This window comes from Hymenobacter sp. BT559 (genome assembly GCF_016427535.1).
GTDB lineage: Bacteria > Bacteroidota > Bacteroidia > Cytophagales > Hymenobacteraceae > Hymenobacter.
The window spans coordinates 56,420-74,275 of record NZ_JAELXV010000003.1; the positions used below are offsets into that span (position 1 = coordinate 56,420).

The following is a 17,856-nucleotide window of genomic DNA, read 5'->3' on the forward strand; positions in this document are numbered from 1 at the left end:
AGCGCGGCGACTTAGTTACCGACCTTTCTCCCTAGTCTTTTATGAAAATTTATGCGTCTTAAACCTTTACTAAAGCCCGTCCTAGCTTTGCCGCTGCTGGCGGCCGTGCCCGTGGTGGCTGCGCCACCCGTGGCTACGCCCTATTTCTCGGAGCCCGCCGTATCGCCCGACCGCCAGGAAATCGCCTTCGTATCGGGCGGCGATGTGTGGACGGTGCCGGTGGCGGGCGGCGAGGCCCGGCTGCTGGTGGCCCACCCCGCCACCGAAAGCCGCCCGCTGTACTCGCCCGATGGCAAAACGCTGGCTTTCACCTCCACGCGCAGCGGCAACGGCGATATCTACCTGCTCAATTTTGAGAGCGGCGAGCTCAAGCGCCTCACCTTCGACGACGGCCTCGACCAGCTCGACGCGTGGTCGGCCGATGGCAAGTACCTCTACTTTTCCTCGACCAGCCGCGACATCGCGGGCATGAACGACATCTACCGCGTGCCGGTGGGCGGCGGCACGCCCACCGCCGTATCGGCCGACCGCTACGCCAACGAGTTTTTTGCCGCGCCCAGTCCCGATGGCAAAACGCTGGCCCTGGCCGCCCGCGGCATCGCCTCCAACCAGTGGTGGCGCCACGGCCACAGCCACCTCGACGAGTCCGAAATCTTGCTGCGGCAGGACGACAAAAGCGGCCCTAGGTACACCAGCCTCACCAGCGGTGGGGCCAAGGCGCTGTGGCCCATGTGGGGGCCGGGCGGCCAAAAGCTATTTTACACCAGCGACCAGGGCGGCCCCGAAAACATCTGGACCACCGGCCTCACCAAAGGCACGCCCCAGCAAGTCACCAACTTTAAGGATGGCCGGGTGCTGTGGCCCAGCGCTTCCTACGATGGCAAGCTCATTGTCTTCGAACGCGACTTCAGCATCTGGACCTTGGACACCCAGAGTGGCCAAGCAAAGCAGGTAGCCATTCGGCGGCGCGGGGCGCCGGCCAGCCCTACCGTGGAGCGCCAGCGCTTCACCGACCGCTTGCAAGAGATGGCGCTCTCGCCCGATGGCAAGAAGGTAGCCTTCATCGTGCACGGTGAGGTGTTTGCCGCCTCGGCCGCCGATGGTGGCGACGCCACCCGTCTCTCGGTGACCACCGCCGCCGAAAGCGACCTAGCCTGGGCGCCCGACAGCCGCCGGCTGGTGTACGTGTCGGCCCGCGACGGTGCCAAGCACTTGTACAGCTACACTTTCGCCACCGGCAAAGAAACGCGGCTCACCAACGCGGCCACCAACGACGCCGCCCCGCGCTTCTCGCCCGACGGCAAGCTGCTGGCGTTTCAGCGCGATGCCAAGGAGCTGCGCGTACTCGACCTAGGCAGCAACCAGGAGCGCGTGGTGGGCACAGGTCGCCTCGACCGGCCGCCGCTGGCCGCCGAGCGCTCGGCCGTATGGAGCCCCGATGGTAAGTGGCTGGCCTTCGCGCCGGCCGGCGCTCGCGGCTTTACCAATGTGCAGGTAGTGCCCGCCGCGGGCGGCGCGGCCCGGCCGGTGAGCTTCCTGGCCAACTCCAACAGCAACACGCTTTCGTGGAGCCCCGATGGCAAGTACCTGCTCTTCGACACCGGCCAGCGCACCGAAGACGCCGAGGTAGCCCGCGTGGATTTGCAGCTGCGCACGCCGCGCTTCCGCGAAGACCAGTTCCGCGACTTGTTCAAGGAGACGACGCCCGGCCCGGTGTCGCCCGACAAAAACCAGAACCCGCCGCAGAAACCTAATTCCCCAGCTACACCAGCGCCGCTGCCCGTAGCCGCCGCCGACTCGGCCCGCGCCAAAACGCGCGCCACGGCTAAAACCAAAAAGTCGAGCAAAGGCAAAAAGGGGGCTGATACCGCTGCTACCGCTACAGCGGCCAAGCCGCCGGTCACTATCAACTTCGAGGATATTCGGCGGCGCCTGAGCTTGGTGCCGGTAGGCATCGATGTACGTGCCCAAACCATTAGCCCCGATGGCAAGTGGCTGCTACTCACAGGCAGCGTCTTGAATCAGACCAACTTGTACATTTACCCGCTCGATGAGCTGAGCAAGGACCCCGCCACGGCCCGACAGATTACCTCTACCTCGGGCGCTAAGCGCGAGGCCCAGTTTTCGCCCGACAGCAAGGAGGTGTATTTCCTCGACCAAGGCCGCATTCAGGTAGTGCCGGTGGAGGCAGGCAAGGGTGCCTCGCGCAGCGTGTTCGTAGCCGCCGAGCTCGATGTGGACTTCGAGCAGGAGAAAATGGTAGTCTTCGACGAAGCCTGGGCCTACCTGCGCGACTTCTTCAACGACCCCACCTTCAACGGCGCCGACTGGCCAGCCCAGCACGACCGGTTTGCGCCCTACATCGCCGGCGCCCGCACCCCCGACGAAGCCCGCCGCCTCACCAACCTCATGATTGGCGAGCTCAACGCCTCGCACTCGGGCATGGGCCCAGCCGCCAACAGCCCCGGCACGGTACCGCCCTCCACCGGCCGCCTAGGAGTGCGCTTCGCCCCCGCCGAATACGAGCAAAAAGGTCGCCTGCGCGTAACCACCGTGCTGCCCCTAGGGGCCGGCGCGCTGGCCGGCCTCAAGCCCGGCGACGTGCTGCTGGCCGTGGATGGCCGCCCCATCAACGGCAGCACCAACCTCGACGAGGTGCTGCAATACAAGGTGGGCCGCCGCACCACGCTCCGCGTTTCCTCCGATAATAAGGAGCGCGAGGTAGTGGTGCGCCCCCTCAGCCGCGACACCGAAAAGGCCCTCGACTACCGCCAGTGGGTAGAGGAGCGCCGCGCCTACGTGGCCAAAGCCAGCGGCGGCAAGCTCGGTTACGTGCACATGTTTGATATGTCGGCCGCCTCGCTCTCACAGCTCTACCTCGACCTCGACGCCGAAAACATGAGCCGTGACGGCGTGGTAGTAGACGTGCGCAACAACAACGGCGGCTTCGTAAACGTGTACGCCATCGACGTGCTGGCCCGCCGCAGCTACCTCACCATGGCCGACCGCGGCACGCCTACCCCGGTGCCCGCCCGCAGCGCCCTAGGTCAGCGCAGCCTCGAAATTCCGACGGTACTCGTCACCAACCAGCACTCGCTCTCTGATGCTGAGGACTTTAGCGAAGGCTACCGCGCCTCCAAGCTCGGCAAAATAGTGGGCGAGCCCACCGGCGGCTGGATTATTTTCACCTCGGGTACCACCCTGCTCGATGGTTCTAGTCTGCGCCTGCCCACCAGCACCATCCGCTCGACCCGCGACGGCAAAGTAATGGAAATGAACCCCCGCCCCGTGGACATACCCGTGACGCGCCCCATCGGCGAGAGCTATACCGACCACGACGTGCAACTCGACACCGCCGTGAAGGAGCTGCTGGGCCAGCTGGGTAAGTAACCTATAATGCAGTCATAAAATGGCCCGTCTAAACCGGCTGTCATGCTGACGAAGGAAGCATCTTATCAGGTTAGAACCTTACGTGATAAGATGCTTCCTTCGTCAGCATGACAGCCGGTTTTTTGTCGTCTTTAATCTCTTACTTTGCCTCTAGCAGCGGCAGTATCTCGGCTACTTCAAAAAGCGAATTGTAGCGCAGAATCGACTTGAGTAAAGACACATGTCCCTGGCCAATGATGAGTACAATTGACTTGTCGCGCTGCACATCCACGGCGCGCAGCAAGTTGGTGTAAATGCGCACGTTGCGCTTGAAGTAATCGCCGCCTAGGTCAGCACCGGCGTAGTTGGTGCCGCCACCTACGCGGGCGTCGGTGAGCAAGTAGCCATCCATATTGGCTTGGTTTACTTCCGGTGAGTTCAGCACCTTGAAGAGGTTGAGCATATTGTTCATGGGGCGCTTGGGCACGGCGGGCCGGGCGGCCTCAATAGCCTTCACTCGCTTCTCTATCAGTAGGCCTACGCTGTCGCCGGCCTGCGCTGGGCCACTAAAGCCTTTCAAAATCGGCTCCTGTCCGTGGCTCTTGGCATAGTCTAAGGCAGCGCCGTAGTCGAATACGCCGTCGGCATCGGCGCAGTAAACTTTGGGGCGGTTCAGCTTTTTGGCCAAGCGGTAGCCTATTTGCACTACCTCGTTGTTATTGTCACGCTGGTTGCCTACCTCGCGTTGGCCCTTGCGGTAGAGCGCGTAGGTGCTATCCACAAAGCGCTGGCGGTACTCCTGCTTCCACTCCACAAAGACTTTATCGGCCTGCGTTTTCTGGAGCTTGCTCACTAGCTCGTCGAGCTCGCGCTGCTTATCGGGCGTGCTCATGTCCACCTTGGTGCCTTTGATAACATCGCCGTCCGACGAGTTGAAGTGGAACGTACCCACCAGGTAGACCTTGATTTTAGTGTTGAGCGGAGCGGCCGTTTGGGCAGCGGCAGGGCGAGCGGCGGCAAGGAGCCCTAGGGCGAGCAGGGAGCGGAAGCAGGTGGCGAGCGACATGGCAGTGCAGTGTTTGAAAGTGATGTCGCAAAGGTGCCCGGCCCACCTGGCGCCCGAAATTTTATTATCCCAACCCGGCTGAATCTTATTCCAACTGGCGTGGGGCGGTCGTCCGGCCCCAGCGGGCGTTGACTTTCGCCTGGGCGGCTTTGGGATAATAAATGGCGACGGGTGCTACCTAGGCCGGTACTTTTAAGCCATGAACCGCCAGCGCCTTCTTCTCTACCAAGTGCTCGGCTGGGCGCTGGTTATCGGCTCCGATTTAGTAGCCATTGTGGCTACGCACAGCAAGAGCGACAAGCAGGGCCTGGGCCAGCAATTGCTACTGCAATTCACGTTCGAGCTCAGCTTAATGAGCTTGTTTTATTACTGCTTCCTGTTCGTGTTTCCGCGGGGACTACGGCGGGGCGGCTGGCCGGTGCTGGCGCTAGGGCTGCTAGGCACGCCGCTGATATTTGCGGGCAGCCGCTACCTATTGCAAGAGGTAGTACTGCCGCTGCTGTTCGGCTTCCGCAATTACTATCCGGGCGTGCCGCTGCTCCCTTATATCGGCGACAACCTCTACTACCTGCCGCCCACGGTAGGGCTGGCCGCCGCCGTTGTGGTAGTGCGCGATGCCTTTGTGCGCGAAAAGGAGCGCGAAAACCAGCTGCTGCTGCAAGTGCTGGAGCAGGAGAAAACCCAGGCCGAGCTAGCCTTTTTGCGCACCCAGATAAACCCGCACTTCCTTTATAATACCCTCAACTACCTCTACGCCCAGGCCTACCCCGTGTCGGAGCCGCTGGCCGAGGCCGTGCTGCGCCTCTCCGACCTCATGCGCTATCTGTTGCACGATAGTCCCGATGGCCAGATAAACCTAGGCCGCGAGGTGGAGTACGTACAGAACTACCTCGCCATTCACCAGCTACGCTTCGAGGAAAATTTCCACGTCGAGTTTCTTCAAACCGGCCAGCCAGTGGGCGGGCAGCGCGTGGCCACGCTGCTGCTCATCCCATTTGTGGAGAATGCCCTCAAGCACGGCGTCGTAAACCAAGCAGCGCACCCGGTGCGCATCCGGCTGCACCTGCCGGCGCCTAATCAGCTAAATTTCAGCGTCGAAAACCGCATTAACCAGCATCACAAGGATGCTACTACCGGCGTGGGGCTGCCCAATATCCGGCGGCGGCTGGCGCTGCTCTACCCCGGCCGCCACACCCTGCAGGTGCACGACGATGGCCACACCTACCGCACCGAGCTTACGCTGTTACTCGGTGCCTAGGCTCAGCGCCTTGCTATCGAGGGCCGGCAACTGCACGTCGAAATCAACCTTGGCCGTCGGCAGAATTTTGGGCACTACCACGTAGTACACCACACTGGCAGCCTTGTGGCCGCTGGCCGCCTCCAGCTTCACGGTGTAGGTATAGCCAGTGCAGGTTTGCATTACCTCCTGGGCTAGCACGCGGGTAGCGGTAGCGGTTTTTGTTTTGCCAGCCAGCAGCGTGTGGGTCATGAAGTTAACCATGGTCGGCGGCGCGCAGTCGAATAGTTCGCGGTACTCACTGATGGAGTTGACGATATAGTGGTTGGACTGCCCCACGTTGGGGATGGGCTCGGTGATGTGCGCTTGCAAGCCGGGTACTTGGGCCGTCTCCACCGGACTAGGGCCTGGGCAGGGCACCGTATCGTCCTCTTTTTTGCAGCTATTATTCATAGCCAGCAAGCCGCCGGCCACGATAGTGAGTAAACGAGTAAAACGCATTCAGAGAGCAGGTTGGGTGGGAAAGGAGAATTAGCCGAATAGACTGGCAAAGAATTACTCAGCCAGCACCGACCTAGGGTAAGTAGCGCAGCGCAGCCCGAAAACCGCTGCTTCATTGAGAGCCCGCATTAGGCCGTGGCAACGACCTAGGAGCGCCCTTAGCAAACTTAACTGTAATTCTTTGAAAAGTATAGGCCCGCGCCTCGCTTTTGAGCGCTGGCCCGCCATTTTGCCTAGCAGCCTGCGCTTTTGAGGCTACATTTCCACTTTCTCTACTTTCTATTCTATGCTCCGCTGCATTGCCGTTGACGACGAGGCGTTTGCTACCCGGCTGCTTGCCAGCTACATCCAGAAGATTCCGACCTTAGAATTGGTTGGCACCACTATTAACCCGCTCGAAGCCTTGCAGTGGGTGCAAGAGGGCCGCGCCGACCTGGTGTTTCTCGACATTCAGATGCCCGAGCTCACGGGCCTACAGTTCCTCAAGATTTGTGGTACCCGCTGCAAGGTCGTGCTTACTACCGCCTACCCCGAGTATGCCCTCGACGGCTATGAGCACGATGTGGTAGACTACCTGCTCAAGCCCATTGCCTTCGACCGGTTTTTGCGGGCCGTGCAGAAGGCGCAGGCGCTATTTCCGGCTCCCGCGCCCGTGACGCCCGCCCTGCCCCCGGCCCCGGTGGCAAGCCCGCCGCTGGTCACGACCAGCGCCGACTACCTCTTTGTGAAGGGCGAGAGTAAGAACAAATATCTCAAGCTCAACTACGCTGATATTCTGTACATTCAAGGGCTCAAGAACTACGTTTCTATCCACGTACCCGGTCAGCGCGTAGTCACCTACCAAACCCTGCGCGACCTAGAGGCGCAATTGCCACAGCCGCCCTTCGTGCGGGTGCACAAGTCGTTTATCATCTCGCTCGACCACCTGCGCATGGTGGAGGGTAACACGCTGCTCGTGGGTACCGAAAGCATCACGGTGGGCGAGACATATCGAGAAGACTTCTTTAAGCTAATTCGAGAAAAGGGCTAGGTGCCCTGCAACGCTGGTCTTATAATTGACATCTTCTGACTTCATCCGTCCCTCATTTTGCTTTTGATGAGAACAACTACTGCGCTCCTCCCCTACTTAGGCCTGGCCCTAGGGCTGCTAGCTGGATGTAGCCGCGACGAGGCACCCGCCCCAGCTCCCGAAGCCACCTATAGCCGTACCGTCACTTATTCAGACACGGCTAGCCCGAGCCGGCTAGATTCTACCTTTAAAGCGCCTGTCCTCAAGGCTTTCGCTCAGCAAAACGCCAATTACTTCACCGTATTTGTACAGCGTCCGCCCAATCGCGAAGCTATTAGCTTCAGCTTTGTGCGCGCCAAGCTACCGGCCAATCTGGTTGGCACGTATACGTTTAAGACTAAGCAGGATGACGGCCCCGATGTGGACTTTGCGTACCGAATCGAAATAACAGACCGGCGAGGGTCAAGTAACTGGGTCTACGATAGGCTTATTTATAGTCCAACTGGTTCCTTAATTGTCACCGCGTATGATGCAAAGCACCGCTTGGTAAGTGGCCGTTTTGAAGTCAATGTACCCAACGCGTCGGACCCCTTCGCCTTATACAGCACTGATATTCCGCGCCGTTGCAACCTGAGTTTACAGGGCACTTTTACGAATGCGCCGGTGCAGGACATAGAGTAGCTGCCTCACGTCTCACTTACCTAATTATGAGACCTAGGGCAATAGTTGGGTTGAGGCCAGAAGAGTGCGGCAGCTAGTTGCTGCGTCCTTCTGGCCGCTTGGTTTTAAAAAGTTACCTACTTAAGGGCTGCAACTTGGTGCAGGGCACTATGTCTTTTTTGTGAAAAAGCTGCCATCTTACCGACTGCATTTCACCTTGACATAATTTAATCTGCTGCTTTGAAACGACGCGACTTCGTCGGCCTCACTGGTTTAGCCACCGGGGCCATGTTTTTACCCGGCTTCCCTAGCCTGGCTAGTAATCCGGTTGATGCCGCCCGCCTGCTAGAGCCGGGCCTCGATGTGTTGCAGAAAAAGCGCTTTGCCGACGCGGCCCTCAATACGGCCAAAGGGGCCGGCGCCAGCTACGCCGACGTCCGTATCGGGCGTTACCTCAACCAGAGCATTTTCACCCGCGAAAAGCAGGTGCAGAACATCGCCAACGGCGAAAGCTTCGGGGCCGGCGTGCGCGTCATTGCCAACGGCAGTTGGGGCTTTGCCTCTACCAACGACGTGTCGGACAAGGGTCTAGCCAAGGCCGCCCAGCTAGCAGTAGCCATGGCTAAGGCCAACGCCAAAACCCAGAAGGAGCCCGTGAAGCTGGCCGCCCAGCGCGGCTACGGCGACGTGAGCTGGAAGACGCCTATTAAAACGAATGCCTTCGAAGTACCAGTAGCCCAGAAGGTAGAGCTGCTGCTAGCAGCCAATGCTAAAGCCACCGAGAATGGCGCCAACTTCGTTAATTCGTCGCTGTTCCAAATCAATGAGCAGAAGTACTTTGCCAGCACCGACGGCTCGTACATTGACCAAGACGTGCACCGCATCTGGCCCACGTTTTCGGTCACGGCCATCGACCGGGCCAGCGGCAAGTTCAAGACCCGCGACGCGCTGAGCGCGCCCATGGGCCTAGGGTATGAATACCTCTCGCCCCAGGCTGTAGACAAGGTGGCGGGCCCGGCGGGCACCGGCCTCATCGGCTACCGCAACAGCTACGACATCTTGGAAGATGCCGCTTTGGCCGCTCGCCAAGCCAAGGCCAAGCTCACGGCGCAGTCGGTAGCGCCCGGCAAGTATGACTTGGTGCTGGAGCCCAACCACCTAGGGCTCACCATTCACGAAAGCATCGGCCACGCGCTAGAGCTCGACCGCGTGCTGGGCTACGAGTCCAACTTCGCTGGCACCAGCTTCGCTACGCTGGAGTGGAAGGCGAAGAACATTCCGTACGGCTCGAAGCAAGTCAACATTGTGGCCGACAAGCTCCAGCCCGGCTCCCTAGGTGCCGTGGGCTACGACGATGAGGGCGTGAAGTGCAAGGAGTGGACCCTCATCGACCAAGGCAAGCTCGTGAACTACGAGAAGATTCGCGACCAGGCCCACATCGTAGGCCAGACCGAATCGGATGGCTGCTGCTACGCCGACTCCTGGAGTTCGGTGCAGTTTCAGCGCATGCCCAACGTGAGCTTGCGCCCCGGCACCGCCAAGCTCAGCGCCGACCAGCTCATCAGTCAGGTAGACAAGGGTATTTACATTGCCGGCCGCGGCTCTTATTCCATTGACCAGCAGCGCTACAACTTTCAGTTTGGCGGCCAAGTGTTCTATGCCATCGAGAAAGGTAAAATCACGGGCATGCTCGACGATGTGGCCTACCAAGCCAATACGCAAGAGTTCTGGAACTCCTGCGCGGCGGTGTGCGACGCGTCGGAATACCGGCTCTTCGGCACCTTCAACGATGGTAAAGGCCAGCCCTCTCAAAGCTCGGCCGTAAGCCATGGCTCTGCCACTACCCGCTTCAACGGCGTGAATGTGATTAATACGGCCCGCAAGTTGGGGTAGGGCTTTTCTGGCGTAAGACCCCACCCCCGACCCCTCCCCTCCGGGAGAGGGGAGCCACACGCTCGCTCACGTCAAATGTCGTCAGGCTCCCCTCTCCCGGAGGGGAGGGGTCGGGGGTGGGGTCATGCGCTAGCGGAATAGCCGTTTCGAAAAAAGAACCACGCGCTACGCAACTTCCCACTGGAAGGTTAGTCCTTTTTCAAGAAAAAATCCCCATCTTGCCCCACCTCTTCACTCCTATTTCACTAAATCTACCCACATTTTGAACAGACGCGACTTCGTAGGACTAGCTGGCCTGGGGGCCGGAGCCCTGCTGCTCCCCAATTTTCCGAGCCTCGGCGCCGACTTGGTAGACCCGGCGCGCCTGCTAGAGCCCGGCCTTGACATAGCCCAGAAAAAACGCCTGGCCGACGTAGCCCTCAACGCCGCCAAAAGCGCCGGCGCCAGCTACGCCGACGTGCGCATTCAGCGTACCCTCAACCAGGGCATTTTCACTCGCGAAAAGCAGGTGCAGAACATCGGTAGCACCGAAACCATGGGCGTGGGCATTCGGGTGATTGCCAACGGCACCTGGGGCTTTGCGGCCACCAACCAGCTAACTGATGCAGGCATTGCCAAAGCGGCCCAGCAGGCGGTGGCCATCGCTAAGGCCAACTCGAAGGTGCAGAAAGAGCCCGTGCAGCTGGCCCCGCAACGTGGCTACGGCGACGTAAGCTGGAAAACCCCTATTCAGCAAAATGCGCTGGAAGTGCCCATCAAGCAGAAGGTAGACCTGCTACTGAACGCTAATGCGGTAGCTCTCGACAACGGCGCCTCGTTCGTGAACTCGGCGCTGTTTCAAATCAATGAGCAGAAGTATTTTGCCAGCACCGATGGCTCGTATATCGACCAGGATATTCACCGCATCTACCCCAACTTTGGGGTGACGGTGGTAGACCGCGCCAGTGGTAAGTTCCGCTCGCGGCAGTCGCTGAGCCAGCCCATGGGCCTGGGCTACGAGTACCTCACGCCTAAGGCCGCCGACAAAATTGCGGGTCCGGCCGGCTCCGATGTGATTGGCTATAAGAATAGCTACGACATCTTGGAGGACGCCGCCAGCGCCGCCAAGCAAACCAAGCAAAAGCTGACCTGTAAGTCGGTTACTCCGGGCAAGTACGACCTCGTGCTCGACCCCGGCCACCTAGGGCTGACCATTCACGAGAGCGTGGGCCACCCGCTGGAGCTCGACCGCGTGCTGGGCTACGAAGCCAACTACGCGGGCACCAGCTTTGCCACCTTGGAGTGGAAAGCCAAGAACCTGCCCTATGGCTCGAAGCAAGTCAACATTGTGGCCGACAAACTGCAACCCGGCTCCCTAGGTGCCGTGGGCTACGACGACGAAGGCGTGAAGACCAAGGAATGGGACCTCATCAAGGCGGGCAAGCTCGTGGATTATGAGAAAATCCGGGACCAGGCGCACATCGTGGGCCAGAAGGAGTCGGATGGCTGCTGCTACTCGCAGTCGTGGCAGGATGTGCAGTTCCAGCGCATGCCCAACGTGAGCCTGCGCCCCGGCACCGCTAAAATGAGCGTGGATGACCTCGTGAAAGGGGTAGACAAAGGCATTTACATTGCCGGCAATGGCTCGTTCTCTATCGACCAGCAGCGCTATAACTTCCAGTTTGGCGGCCAGGTGTTCTACGCCATCGAGAAAGGCAAAATCACCGAGATGCTGGAAGACGTAGCCTACCAGGCTAACACCCAGGAGTTCTGGGGTGCCTGCGCCGGCTCGTGCGACGCCTCGGACTACCGCCTGTTTGGTGCCTTCAACGACGGCAAGGGCCAGCCTTCGCAGAGCTCGGCCGTGAGCCACGGCTCGGCTACCACGCGCTTCAACGGTGTGAATGTGATTAACACGGCCCGCAAAATCGGGTAGCGCGCACTTTAGTATCTACGAAATAATCTCAGCTATAATGGCAATTCTTTCTCAAACCGAAGCGCAGGACATTCTGAAGAAGGTCATCAGCTTCAGCACCGCCGACGAGTGCGAGGCCAACATGCAGGGCAGCCTGCAAGGCAACGTGCGCTCGGCGCGCAACTCCATCAGCACCGCCGGCGCTACCGACAACGTATCCTTGGCCGTGACCTCGTACTTCGGCAAGCGCTCGGGCACGGCTACGTGCAACCAGTTTGACGAGGCTACGTTGCGTCGCTGCGTGCAGCGCGCCGAGGAAATCGCGCGCCTGGCCCCTGAGAGCCCCGAGTACATGCCCCTCCTAGGTCCGCAAACCTACCAGGCGTCGCCGCAATCGTACGCGGCCAGCACGGCGGGCATCACGCCCGACTACCGCGCCACCCAAATGGCGACCAGCATGCAGTATTGCGACAGCAAGAAGCTGACCTCGGCGGGTTTCCTCAACGACTCAACCAGCTTCGTAGCCAAGCGCAACTCGAAAGGATTGGAGGCCTACCAGCGCCTCACTAACCTCGATTTCAGCATCACGGTGCGCACGCCCGACGGGCAGGGCTCGGGCTACGCCTCGACCGATTTTACTGACATCAGCAAGTTTGACGCGGCCCGCCTCACGCGCACGGCCGCCGACAAAGCGGCTTCGTCGGTGGGCGCTCGGGCCATCGAGCCCGGCAAGTACACCGTTATTCTGGAGCCTAATGCGCTGCTGTCGAACACCGACGCTTCGCTCCTAGGTGCCCTAATGCGCTCGTTCGACGCCCGCTCGGCTGACGAGGGGCGCAGCTTCCTGAGCAAGAAGGGCGGCGGCAATCGCAAGGGCGAGAAGATGTTTGACGAGCGCGTGACTATCTACTCGGACCCCACCAACCCCGAGGTACCCGACCTCACCTTCTCGGGCGACGGCCGCCCGCAGCAGCGCACCACCTGGATTGAGAAGGGCGTGGTGAAAAACCTGTACTCTTCGCGCTACTGGGCGCAGAAGTCGGGTATTCCTTCTTTGCCTGGCCCCGGTGGCTTCATCATGGAAGGCGGCACCCAAAGCACTGCTGACCTCATCAAGAGCACCAAAAAAGGCATCTTGGTGACGCGCCTGTGGTACATCCGCCCCGTTGACCCGCAAACGCTGCTGTACACGGGCCTCACCCGCGATGGAACGTTCTATATCGAGAACGGCGCTATCAAGTTTCCGGTCAAGAACTTCCGCTTCAACGAGAGCCCCATCATCATGCTCAACAACCTGGAAGCCATCGGCCGCCCCGTGCGCTTGGCTGGCAATCTGGTGCCCCCCTTGAAGATTCGCGACTTCACGTTTACGAGCTTGTCCGACGCCGTGTAGCGCGTGGACCCCACCCCCAGCCCCTCCCCCCTCCCGGAGGGGAGGGGTTGGGGGTGGGGTCTCACAGCTGGCGAGCACACGCTCAAGCCTAAAAACCGTCCTGCTTAGCTTGCCTTCGCAGGGCGGTTTTTGCTTTTCATTTATTCCTGATTAAATAGCGCTTTATATATAAAACTCTACTCATGAACCGACGTGACTTTGTGGGCCTCACTGGCCTAGGTGCCACGGCCCTGCTGCTGCCCACGCTACCCGGCTTTGGGGCCAAGCGCGTGGACCCCGCCCGCCTGCTGGAGCCCGGCGCCGACACCGTGCTGAAAAAGCGCCTAGCCGACGCCGCCCTTAATGCTGCTAAGAGCGCGGGCGCCAGCTATGCCGACGTGCGCATTGGCCGCTCACTCAATCAGTACGTGTTTGCTCGCGAAAAGCAGATTCAGAACATCGTGAGCACCGAGAGCTACGGGGTGGGCATTCGGGTGCTCGTGAATGGCTGCTGGGGCTTTGCCTCCACGAGCGTAGTCACCGAGGCCAGCCTGGCCGCCACCGCCCGCCTGGCCGCCGATATTGCCAAGGCCAACAAGCTGGTGCTGAAAGAGCCTGTTCAGCTAGCCCCACAGCAGGGCTTCGGGGAGGTGAGCTGGAAGACGCCCCTTGTGCAAAGCGCCTTTGAGGTGCCAGTGAAGCAAAAGGCCGACCTGCTGCTGGCCGCCAACGCCGCCGCGATGAACAACGGGGCGAGTTACATCAGCTCGGCGCTATTTCAAGTTAATGAGCAGAAGTACTTTGCCAGTACCGACGGCTCGTACATCGACCAAGATGTGCACCGCCTCTGGCCCACTTTCAACGCCACGGCGGTAGATACCAAGTCGGGTAAATTCCGCTCGCGGGAGGCGCTGAGCGCGCCCGTGGGCATGGGCTACGAGTACCTCACACCCAGCGCTGCCGAGCAGGTGCGCGGGCCGCAGGGCACCGACACCATTGGCTACAAGCTGCGCTACGACCTGCTGGCCGACGCCGCCCTGGCCGGCAAGCAAGCCAAAGCCAAGCTGAACATGAAGTCGGTAACGCCTGGCAAGTACGACCTGGTGCTCGACCCCGGCCACCTAGGGCTGACCATTCACGAGAGCGTGGGCCACCCCACCGAGCTCGACCGCGTGCTGGGCTACGAGGCCAACTTTGCGGGCACCAGCTTTGCCACCCTAGAGTGGAAAGCCAAGAACCTACCCTACGGCTCCAAGCAGGTTAACATCGTGGCCGACAAGCTGCAGCCGGGCGCGGTGGGCACGGTGGGTTACGACGACGAGGGTGTGAAAACCAAGCAGTGGGACATTATTAAGGAAGGCAAGCTAGTAGACTACCAGAAAATCCGGGACCAGGCGCACATCGTGGGCCAGAAGGAATCGGATGGCTGCTGCTATGCCCAGTCTTGGGACGATGTACAGTTTCAGCGCATGGCCAATATCAGCCTAAAACCCAGCCCCACCAAGATGAGCGTGGACGAGATGGTGAGTAAGGTGGATAAGGGTATCTATATCGCCGGCGCGGGCTCGTTCTCTATTGACCAGCAACGCTATAACTTTCAGTTCGGCGGGCAGCTGTTTTTCGCCATTGAGAAGGGCAAAATCACGGAGCCGATTGAGGACGTGGCCTACCAGTCGAACACCCAAGAGTTTTGGGGCGCCTGCGCCGGCTCGTGCGACCAATCGGACTACCGCCTGTTCGGCACTTTCTTCGACGGGAAGGGCCAGCCTACGCAAAGCTCGTCAGTGAGCCACGGCTCGGCTACCACGCGCTTCAATGGGGTGAACGTGATTAATACGGCCCGGAAAGTTTAGCGCCCGCACTTCTTACTATCAGCAACTTATCCAATGGCTATTCTCTCTAAAGACGAAGCCCAAGCTTTACTAAAAAAGGTGCTATCCTATAGCACTGCTGACGAGTGCGCCGTCGGGCTCGATGGGCGCACCACCGGCAACATTCGCTACGCCCGCAACAGCGTGAGCACGGCCGGCGCCTCCGACACGGTGTCGCTCAGCGTGGAGTCGCGCTTTGGCAAGCGCTCGGGCATTGCTACCTGCAACGAGTTTGACGAGGCCACGCTGCGCCGCTGCGTGCAACGCGCCGAAGAAATCGCACGCTTGGCCCCCGAGAGCCCCGAATACATGCCGCTCCTAGGTCCGCAAACCTACCTCAACCCACCCTCGGCGGCAGCTACGCTGCTCACGCCCGCTACCCGCGCCCAGGCCGCAGCCGACAGCATCGGGCTATGCGCGGCCAAAAACCTTACGGCCGCCGGCTTTCTGGATGGTGGCGCCCGCTTCTCAGCGCTGCGCAACTCGAAGGGCCTGGAAAGCTACCAGCAATCGACCAGCACCGACTTTTCGGTGACGGTGCGCACCGCCGACGGGCGCGGCTCGGGCTACGCTATTAGCGACGCCACCGACCCCAGCAAACTCAATTTTAAGTCGCTGACCCAGCGGGCCGCTGATAAAGCAGCTTCGTCGGTGATGGCCAAGGCTATCGAGCCCGGCAAGTACACCGTTATTCTGGAGCCGGCCGCCCTGATGGCGGGCGATGACCTCTCGCTCCTAGGTGGCTTGGTGTACAACATGGGCGCCCGTGAGGCCGACGAAGGGCGAAGCTTTTTGACCAAGAAGGGCGGCGGCAACCGCAAGGGCGAAAAGCTCTTTGACGAGCGCGTGAACATCTACTCCGACCCGCTCAATGCCGACGTGCCCGGCAACGCCTTCGATGGCGAGGGCCTGCCAACCAAGCGCATGAGCTGGGTGGAGAAAGGTGTAGTAAAAAACATGTTTTACTCACGTTTTTGGGCTCAGAAAAACAACGTGGCGCCCACCGCTTTCCCCAGCAGCTTTATCATGACGGGTGGCACCCAGAGCACCGCCGAGCTTATCAAAAGCACGGCCAAGGGCATTCTAGTCACACGCCTGTGGTATATCCGCGAGGTAGACCCGCAAACGCTGCTCTACACGGGCCTGACGCGTGATGGTACTTTCTATATCGAAAACGGCGCTATCAAGTTCCCTATTAAGAACATGCGCTTCAATGAGAGCCCCATCATCATGCTCAACAACGTGGAGGCCATCGGCCGGCCCCAGCGCCTGGCTAATTGCTTGGTGCCGCCGCTCAAGATTCGCGACTTCACCTTTACCAGCCTATCAGACGCCGTGTAGCAACCACAAAAAGCCGGCTGTCATGCTGAGCTTGCGAAGCATCTTATCACGTTAGAGCTAGTAACTCCAGCGTAAGAAGATGCTTCGCAAGCTCAGCATGACAGCCGGTTGAGGAGCCTATTTGGGATTGCTTTTAGTTCTTACTTGCCAAACTGGATGGCGGCGTAAAGCTGAAACACGCGGTTTTGCAACCTAGGGTCGTTCACGCCGCTGAGGTTCTTCACATCGTTGATGTCGTTGAGGCCAGCCACGTAGCGGGCACCGATGGAGAGCGCGCTGAATTTCAGGCCCGCGCCAGCAGCGAGGCTAAAGTCGCCACGCTTGTAGTTGCCCGTTGAAGACTGGTCGACCTGACCGTAGCTGGCCGAACCGTTGGTGTTGCTAATCTGCACGTTGCCTTTCTCGTTGGCACTAGCCAGAAAGCCGAATTGCGGGCCAGCTTCTACGAAAACGGGCCCGACGGTTATTTTGGCCAGCACGGGCACCGTGAAGTAGTGCAGCTTAGTTTCGTAATCGGTTACGGCGCCTTTGAGGTCGCTGCCCTGCACCGAGTACTGTAGCTCAGGCTGAATAGACAGCGGCCCTAGGATGTTGGCCTGGTACAAGATGCCCACATGATAGAAGGTTTTGTAGCTGGCATCTTCACCCGAGCGGCCGTGCAGCTGAGCGAAGTTGACGCCGCCTTTCACGCCGAACTGGGCATGGGCTTTGGGGGCAAGGGCTAGGGTGAGCAGTGCGGCTACCGGAAGGACGAGAGCTTTCATAAGGACAATTTTTTAGAGGTAGAATACCAAAGCGGGTAACGCAGTGCGGGCCGAAATAGTACAGCCGGGTGCACTAACGGGGCCTCATGCGATGGAGTTATGATGAGCTTGGGCCAGAATAACTGCAGAAAAAACGCGCTACCGCGCAACCAACCGCGTCGCTTTGTTTCATTTAGGTGCCTTGGCTGCCTTTATTTGCTAGCTTAACTTTTACGTATGCCCGCTGCTCCTTTTACGTTTGTGCGCCTCAGCTACCACTCCGGCGACTGGGACGCGGTAGATGAGCGCATGCCGGCTAACCTGCTGCACTCCTTGGTGCAGTACACCACGGTGCCCGTCGAGCCCAAGGAAAAAGTGGTGGCCCTCGACAGCCCCGAGCTGTTCAACTACCCCTTTTGCTACCTAAGCGGCCACCGGCTGGTGCAGTTTTCGGCCCAGGAAAAGAAAAACTTCACCCAGTACGTGCGCAACGGCGGCTTCGTGTTTGTGGACGACTGCAACCACGACATCGACGGCCTGTTTGCCCGCTCCTTTGAGGAGCAGATGCGCGCCTGCTTCGGCGCCACGGCACTGAAGAAAATTCCTAAGACCCACCCCATTTACAACCAGTTTTTTAAGTTCAAAGACGGCCCACCCAACACAGGCTTCGAGCTCAATGGCTGGGGCGACGACCTAGTGCACGACTACCTGAAGGGCGTGGAAATAAACGGTCGCCTAGGTGTCCTTTATTCCAACAAAGACTATGGCTGCGAGTGGGACTATGACTTTAGAAACAAGCGCTTTCTGGCCGAGGACAACACCAAGTTTGGGGTCAATATTTTGCTGTATGCGCTGAGTTGAAATTTGCCTGTCATGCAGAGCGCAGCGCAGCATCTCGCG

The 17,856-nt window shown here is 59.8% G+C and carries 13 protein-coding genes; 10 read left to right on the forward strand and 3 right to left on the reverse strand.

Translation table 11 applies throughout. From position 1 onward, the window contains the following. Positions 1-51 precede the first annotated feature (51 nt). On the forward strand, positions 52-3,390 hold the full coding sequence (locus tag JAO77_RS11070; protein WP_198990451.1) for a S41 family peptidase: 3,339 nt from the start codon (positions 52-54) through the stop codon (positions 3,388-3,390). Between the two features lie 139 nt (positions 3,391-3,529). Here JAO77_RS11070 and JAO77_RS11075 read toward each other — a convergent pair whose 3' ends face one another. After that, positions 3,530-4,435: a DUF5694 domain-containing protein gene (locus tag JAO77_RS11075; protein WP_198990452.1), complete on the reverse strand. Its 906-nt coding sequence runs from the start codon at positions 4,433-4,435 to the stop codon at positions 3,530-3,532. Between the two features lie 199 nt (positions 4,436-4,634). On the opposite strand from JAO77_RS11075, the gene JAO77_RS11080 reads away from it, so the two are divergent. Further along, entirely contained in the window at positions 4,635-5,693 is a 1,059-nt protein-coding gene (locus JAO77_RS11080; protein WP_198990453.1) for a sensor histidine kinase, read from the forward strand. On the opposite strand, the gene JAO77_RS11085 is transcribed toward JAO77_RS11080, so the two are convergent. Next, complete coding sequence (locus JAO77_RS11085) at positions 5,679-6,173, reverse strand: hypothetical protein (protein WP_198990454.1); 495 nt, start codon at positions 6,171-6,173, stop codon at positions 5,679-5,681. The two genes, JAO77_RS11080 and JAO77_RS11085, sit on opposite strands and share 15 nt — an antisense overlap. 286 nt (positions 6,174-6,459) lie before the next feature. Between JAO77_RS11085 and JAO77_RS11090 the strand changes: the two genes are divergently transcribed. From JAO77_RS11090 to JAO77_RS11120, 7 genes are all read left to right on the forward strand, one after another. Then, positions 6,460-7,203, forward strand: coding sequence for a LytR/AlgR family response regulator transcription factor (locus tag JAO77_RS11090; RefSeq protein ID WP_198990455.1), 744 nt, complete (start codon positions 6,460-6,462; stop codon positions 7,201-7,203). A gap of 66 nt (positions 7,204-7,269) precedes the next feature. Then, positions 7,270-7,863: a hypothetical protein gene (locus tag JAO77_RS11095; protein WP_198990456.1), complete on the forward strand. Its 594-nt coding sequence runs from the start codon at positions 7,270-7,272 to the stop codon at positions 7,861-7,863. Positions 7,864-8,082: 219 nt separating this feature from the next. Next, a complete protein-coding gene (locus JAO77_RS11100) occupies positions 8,083-9,735 on the forward strand; it encodes a TldD/PmbA family protein (RefSeq protein ID WP_198990457.1) in 1,653 nt (550 codons plus the stop codon). Positions 9,736-9,997: 262 nt separating this feature from the next. Beyond that, complete coding sequence (locus JAO77_RS11105) at positions 9,998-11,650, forward strand: TldD/PmbA family protein (RefSeq protein ID WP_198990458.1); 1,653 nt, start codon at positions 9,998-10,000, stop codon at positions 11,648-11,650. Positions 11,651-11,687: 37 nt separating this feature from the next. After that, complete coding sequence (locus JAO77_RS11110; protein WP_198990459.1) at positions 11,688-13,022, forward strand: TldD/PmbA family protein; 1,335 nt, start codon at positions 11,688-11,690, stop codon at positions 13,020-13,022. A 182-nt stretch (positions 13,023-13,204) separates the two neighbouring features. Next, positions 13,205-14,854 carry a TldD/PmbA family protein gene (locus tag JAO77_RS11115; protein ID WP_198990460.1) on the forward strand — a complete coding sequence of 550 codons (1,650 nt, stop codon included), beginning with the start codon at positions 13,205-13,207 and terminating at the stop codon, positions 14,852-14,854. Positions 14,855-14,887: 33 nt separating this feature from the next. Further along, complete coding sequence (locus JAO77_RS11120) at positions 14,888-16,213, forward strand: TldD/PmbA family protein (RefSeq protein ID WP_198990461.1); 1,326 nt, start codon at positions 14,888-14,890, stop codon at positions 16,211-16,213. Between the two features lie 140 nt (positions 16,214-16,353). On the opposite strand, the gene JAO77_RS11125 is transcribed toward JAO77_RS11120, so the two are convergent. After that, the gene (locus tag JAO77_RS11125) at positions 16,354-16,977 is read right to left on the reverse strand and encodes a porin family protein (protein ID WP_198990462.1); all 624 of its coding nucleotides are present in this window, start codon (positions 16,975-16,977) and stop codon (positions 16,354-16,356) included. Positions 16,978-17,193: 216 nt separating this feature from the next. Between JAO77_RS11125 and JAO77_RS11130 the strand changes: the two genes are divergently transcribed. Further along, complete coding sequence (locus JAO77_RS11130; RefSeq protein WP_198990463.1) at positions 17,194-17,817, forward strand: DUF4159 domain-containing protein; 624 nt, start codon at positions 17,194-17,196, stop codon at positions 17,815-17,817. Positions 17,818-17,856: the final 39 nt, after the last annotated feature.

What these genes read in the sequence shown, in the direction of transcription:
- JAO77_RS11075 (WP_198990452.1), bottom strand. Translation starts at nt 4,435, where the DNA reads ATGTCGCTCGCCACCTGCTTCCGCTCCCTGCTCGCCCTAGGGCTCCTT.
- JAO77_RS11130 (WP_198990463.1), top strand. Translation starts at nt 17,194, where the DNA reads ATGCCCGCTGCTCCTTTTACGTTTGTGCGCCTCAGCTACCACTCCGGC.
- JAO77_RS11110 (WP_198990459.1), top strand. Translation starts at nt 11,688, where the DNA reads ATGGCAATTCTTTCTCAAACCGAAGCGCAGGACATTCTGAAGAAGGTC.
- JAO77_RS11125 (WP_198990462.1), bottom strand. Translation starts at nt 16,977, where the DNA reads ATGAAAGCTCTCGTCCTTCCGGTAGCCGCACTGCTCACCCTAGCCCTT.
- JAO77_RS11095 (WP_198990456.1), top strand. Translation starts at nt 7,270, where the DNA reads ATGAGAACAACTACTGCGCTCCTCCCCTACTTAGGCCTGGCCCTAGGG.
- JAO77_RS11070 (WP_198990451.1), top strand. Translation starts at nt 52, where the DNA reads ATGCGTCTTAAACCTTTACTAAAGCCCGTCCTAGCTTTGCCGCTGCTG.
- JAO77_RS11115 (WP_198990460.1), top strand. Translation starts at nt 13,205, where the DNA reads ATGAACCGACGTGACTTTGTGGGCCTCACTGGCCTAGGTGCCACGGCC.
- JAO77_RS11090 (WP_198990455.1), top strand. Translation starts at nt 6,460, where the DNA reads ATGCTCCGCTGCATTGCCGTTGACGACGAGGCGTTTGCTACCCGGCTG.
- JAO77_RS11080 (WP_198990453.1), top strand. Translation starts at nt 4,635, where the DNA reads ATGAACCGCCAGCGCCTTCTTCTCTACCAAGTGCTCGGCTGGGCGCTG.
- JAO77_RS11085 (WP_198990454.1), bottom strand. Translation starts at nt 6,173, where the DNA reads ATGCGTTTTACTCGTTTACTCACTATCGTGGCCGGCGGCTTGCTGGCT.
- JAO77_RS11120 (WP_198990461.1), top strand. Translation starts at nt 14,888, where the DNA reads ATGGCTATTCTCTCTAAAGACGAAGCCCAAGCTTTACTAAAAAAGGTG.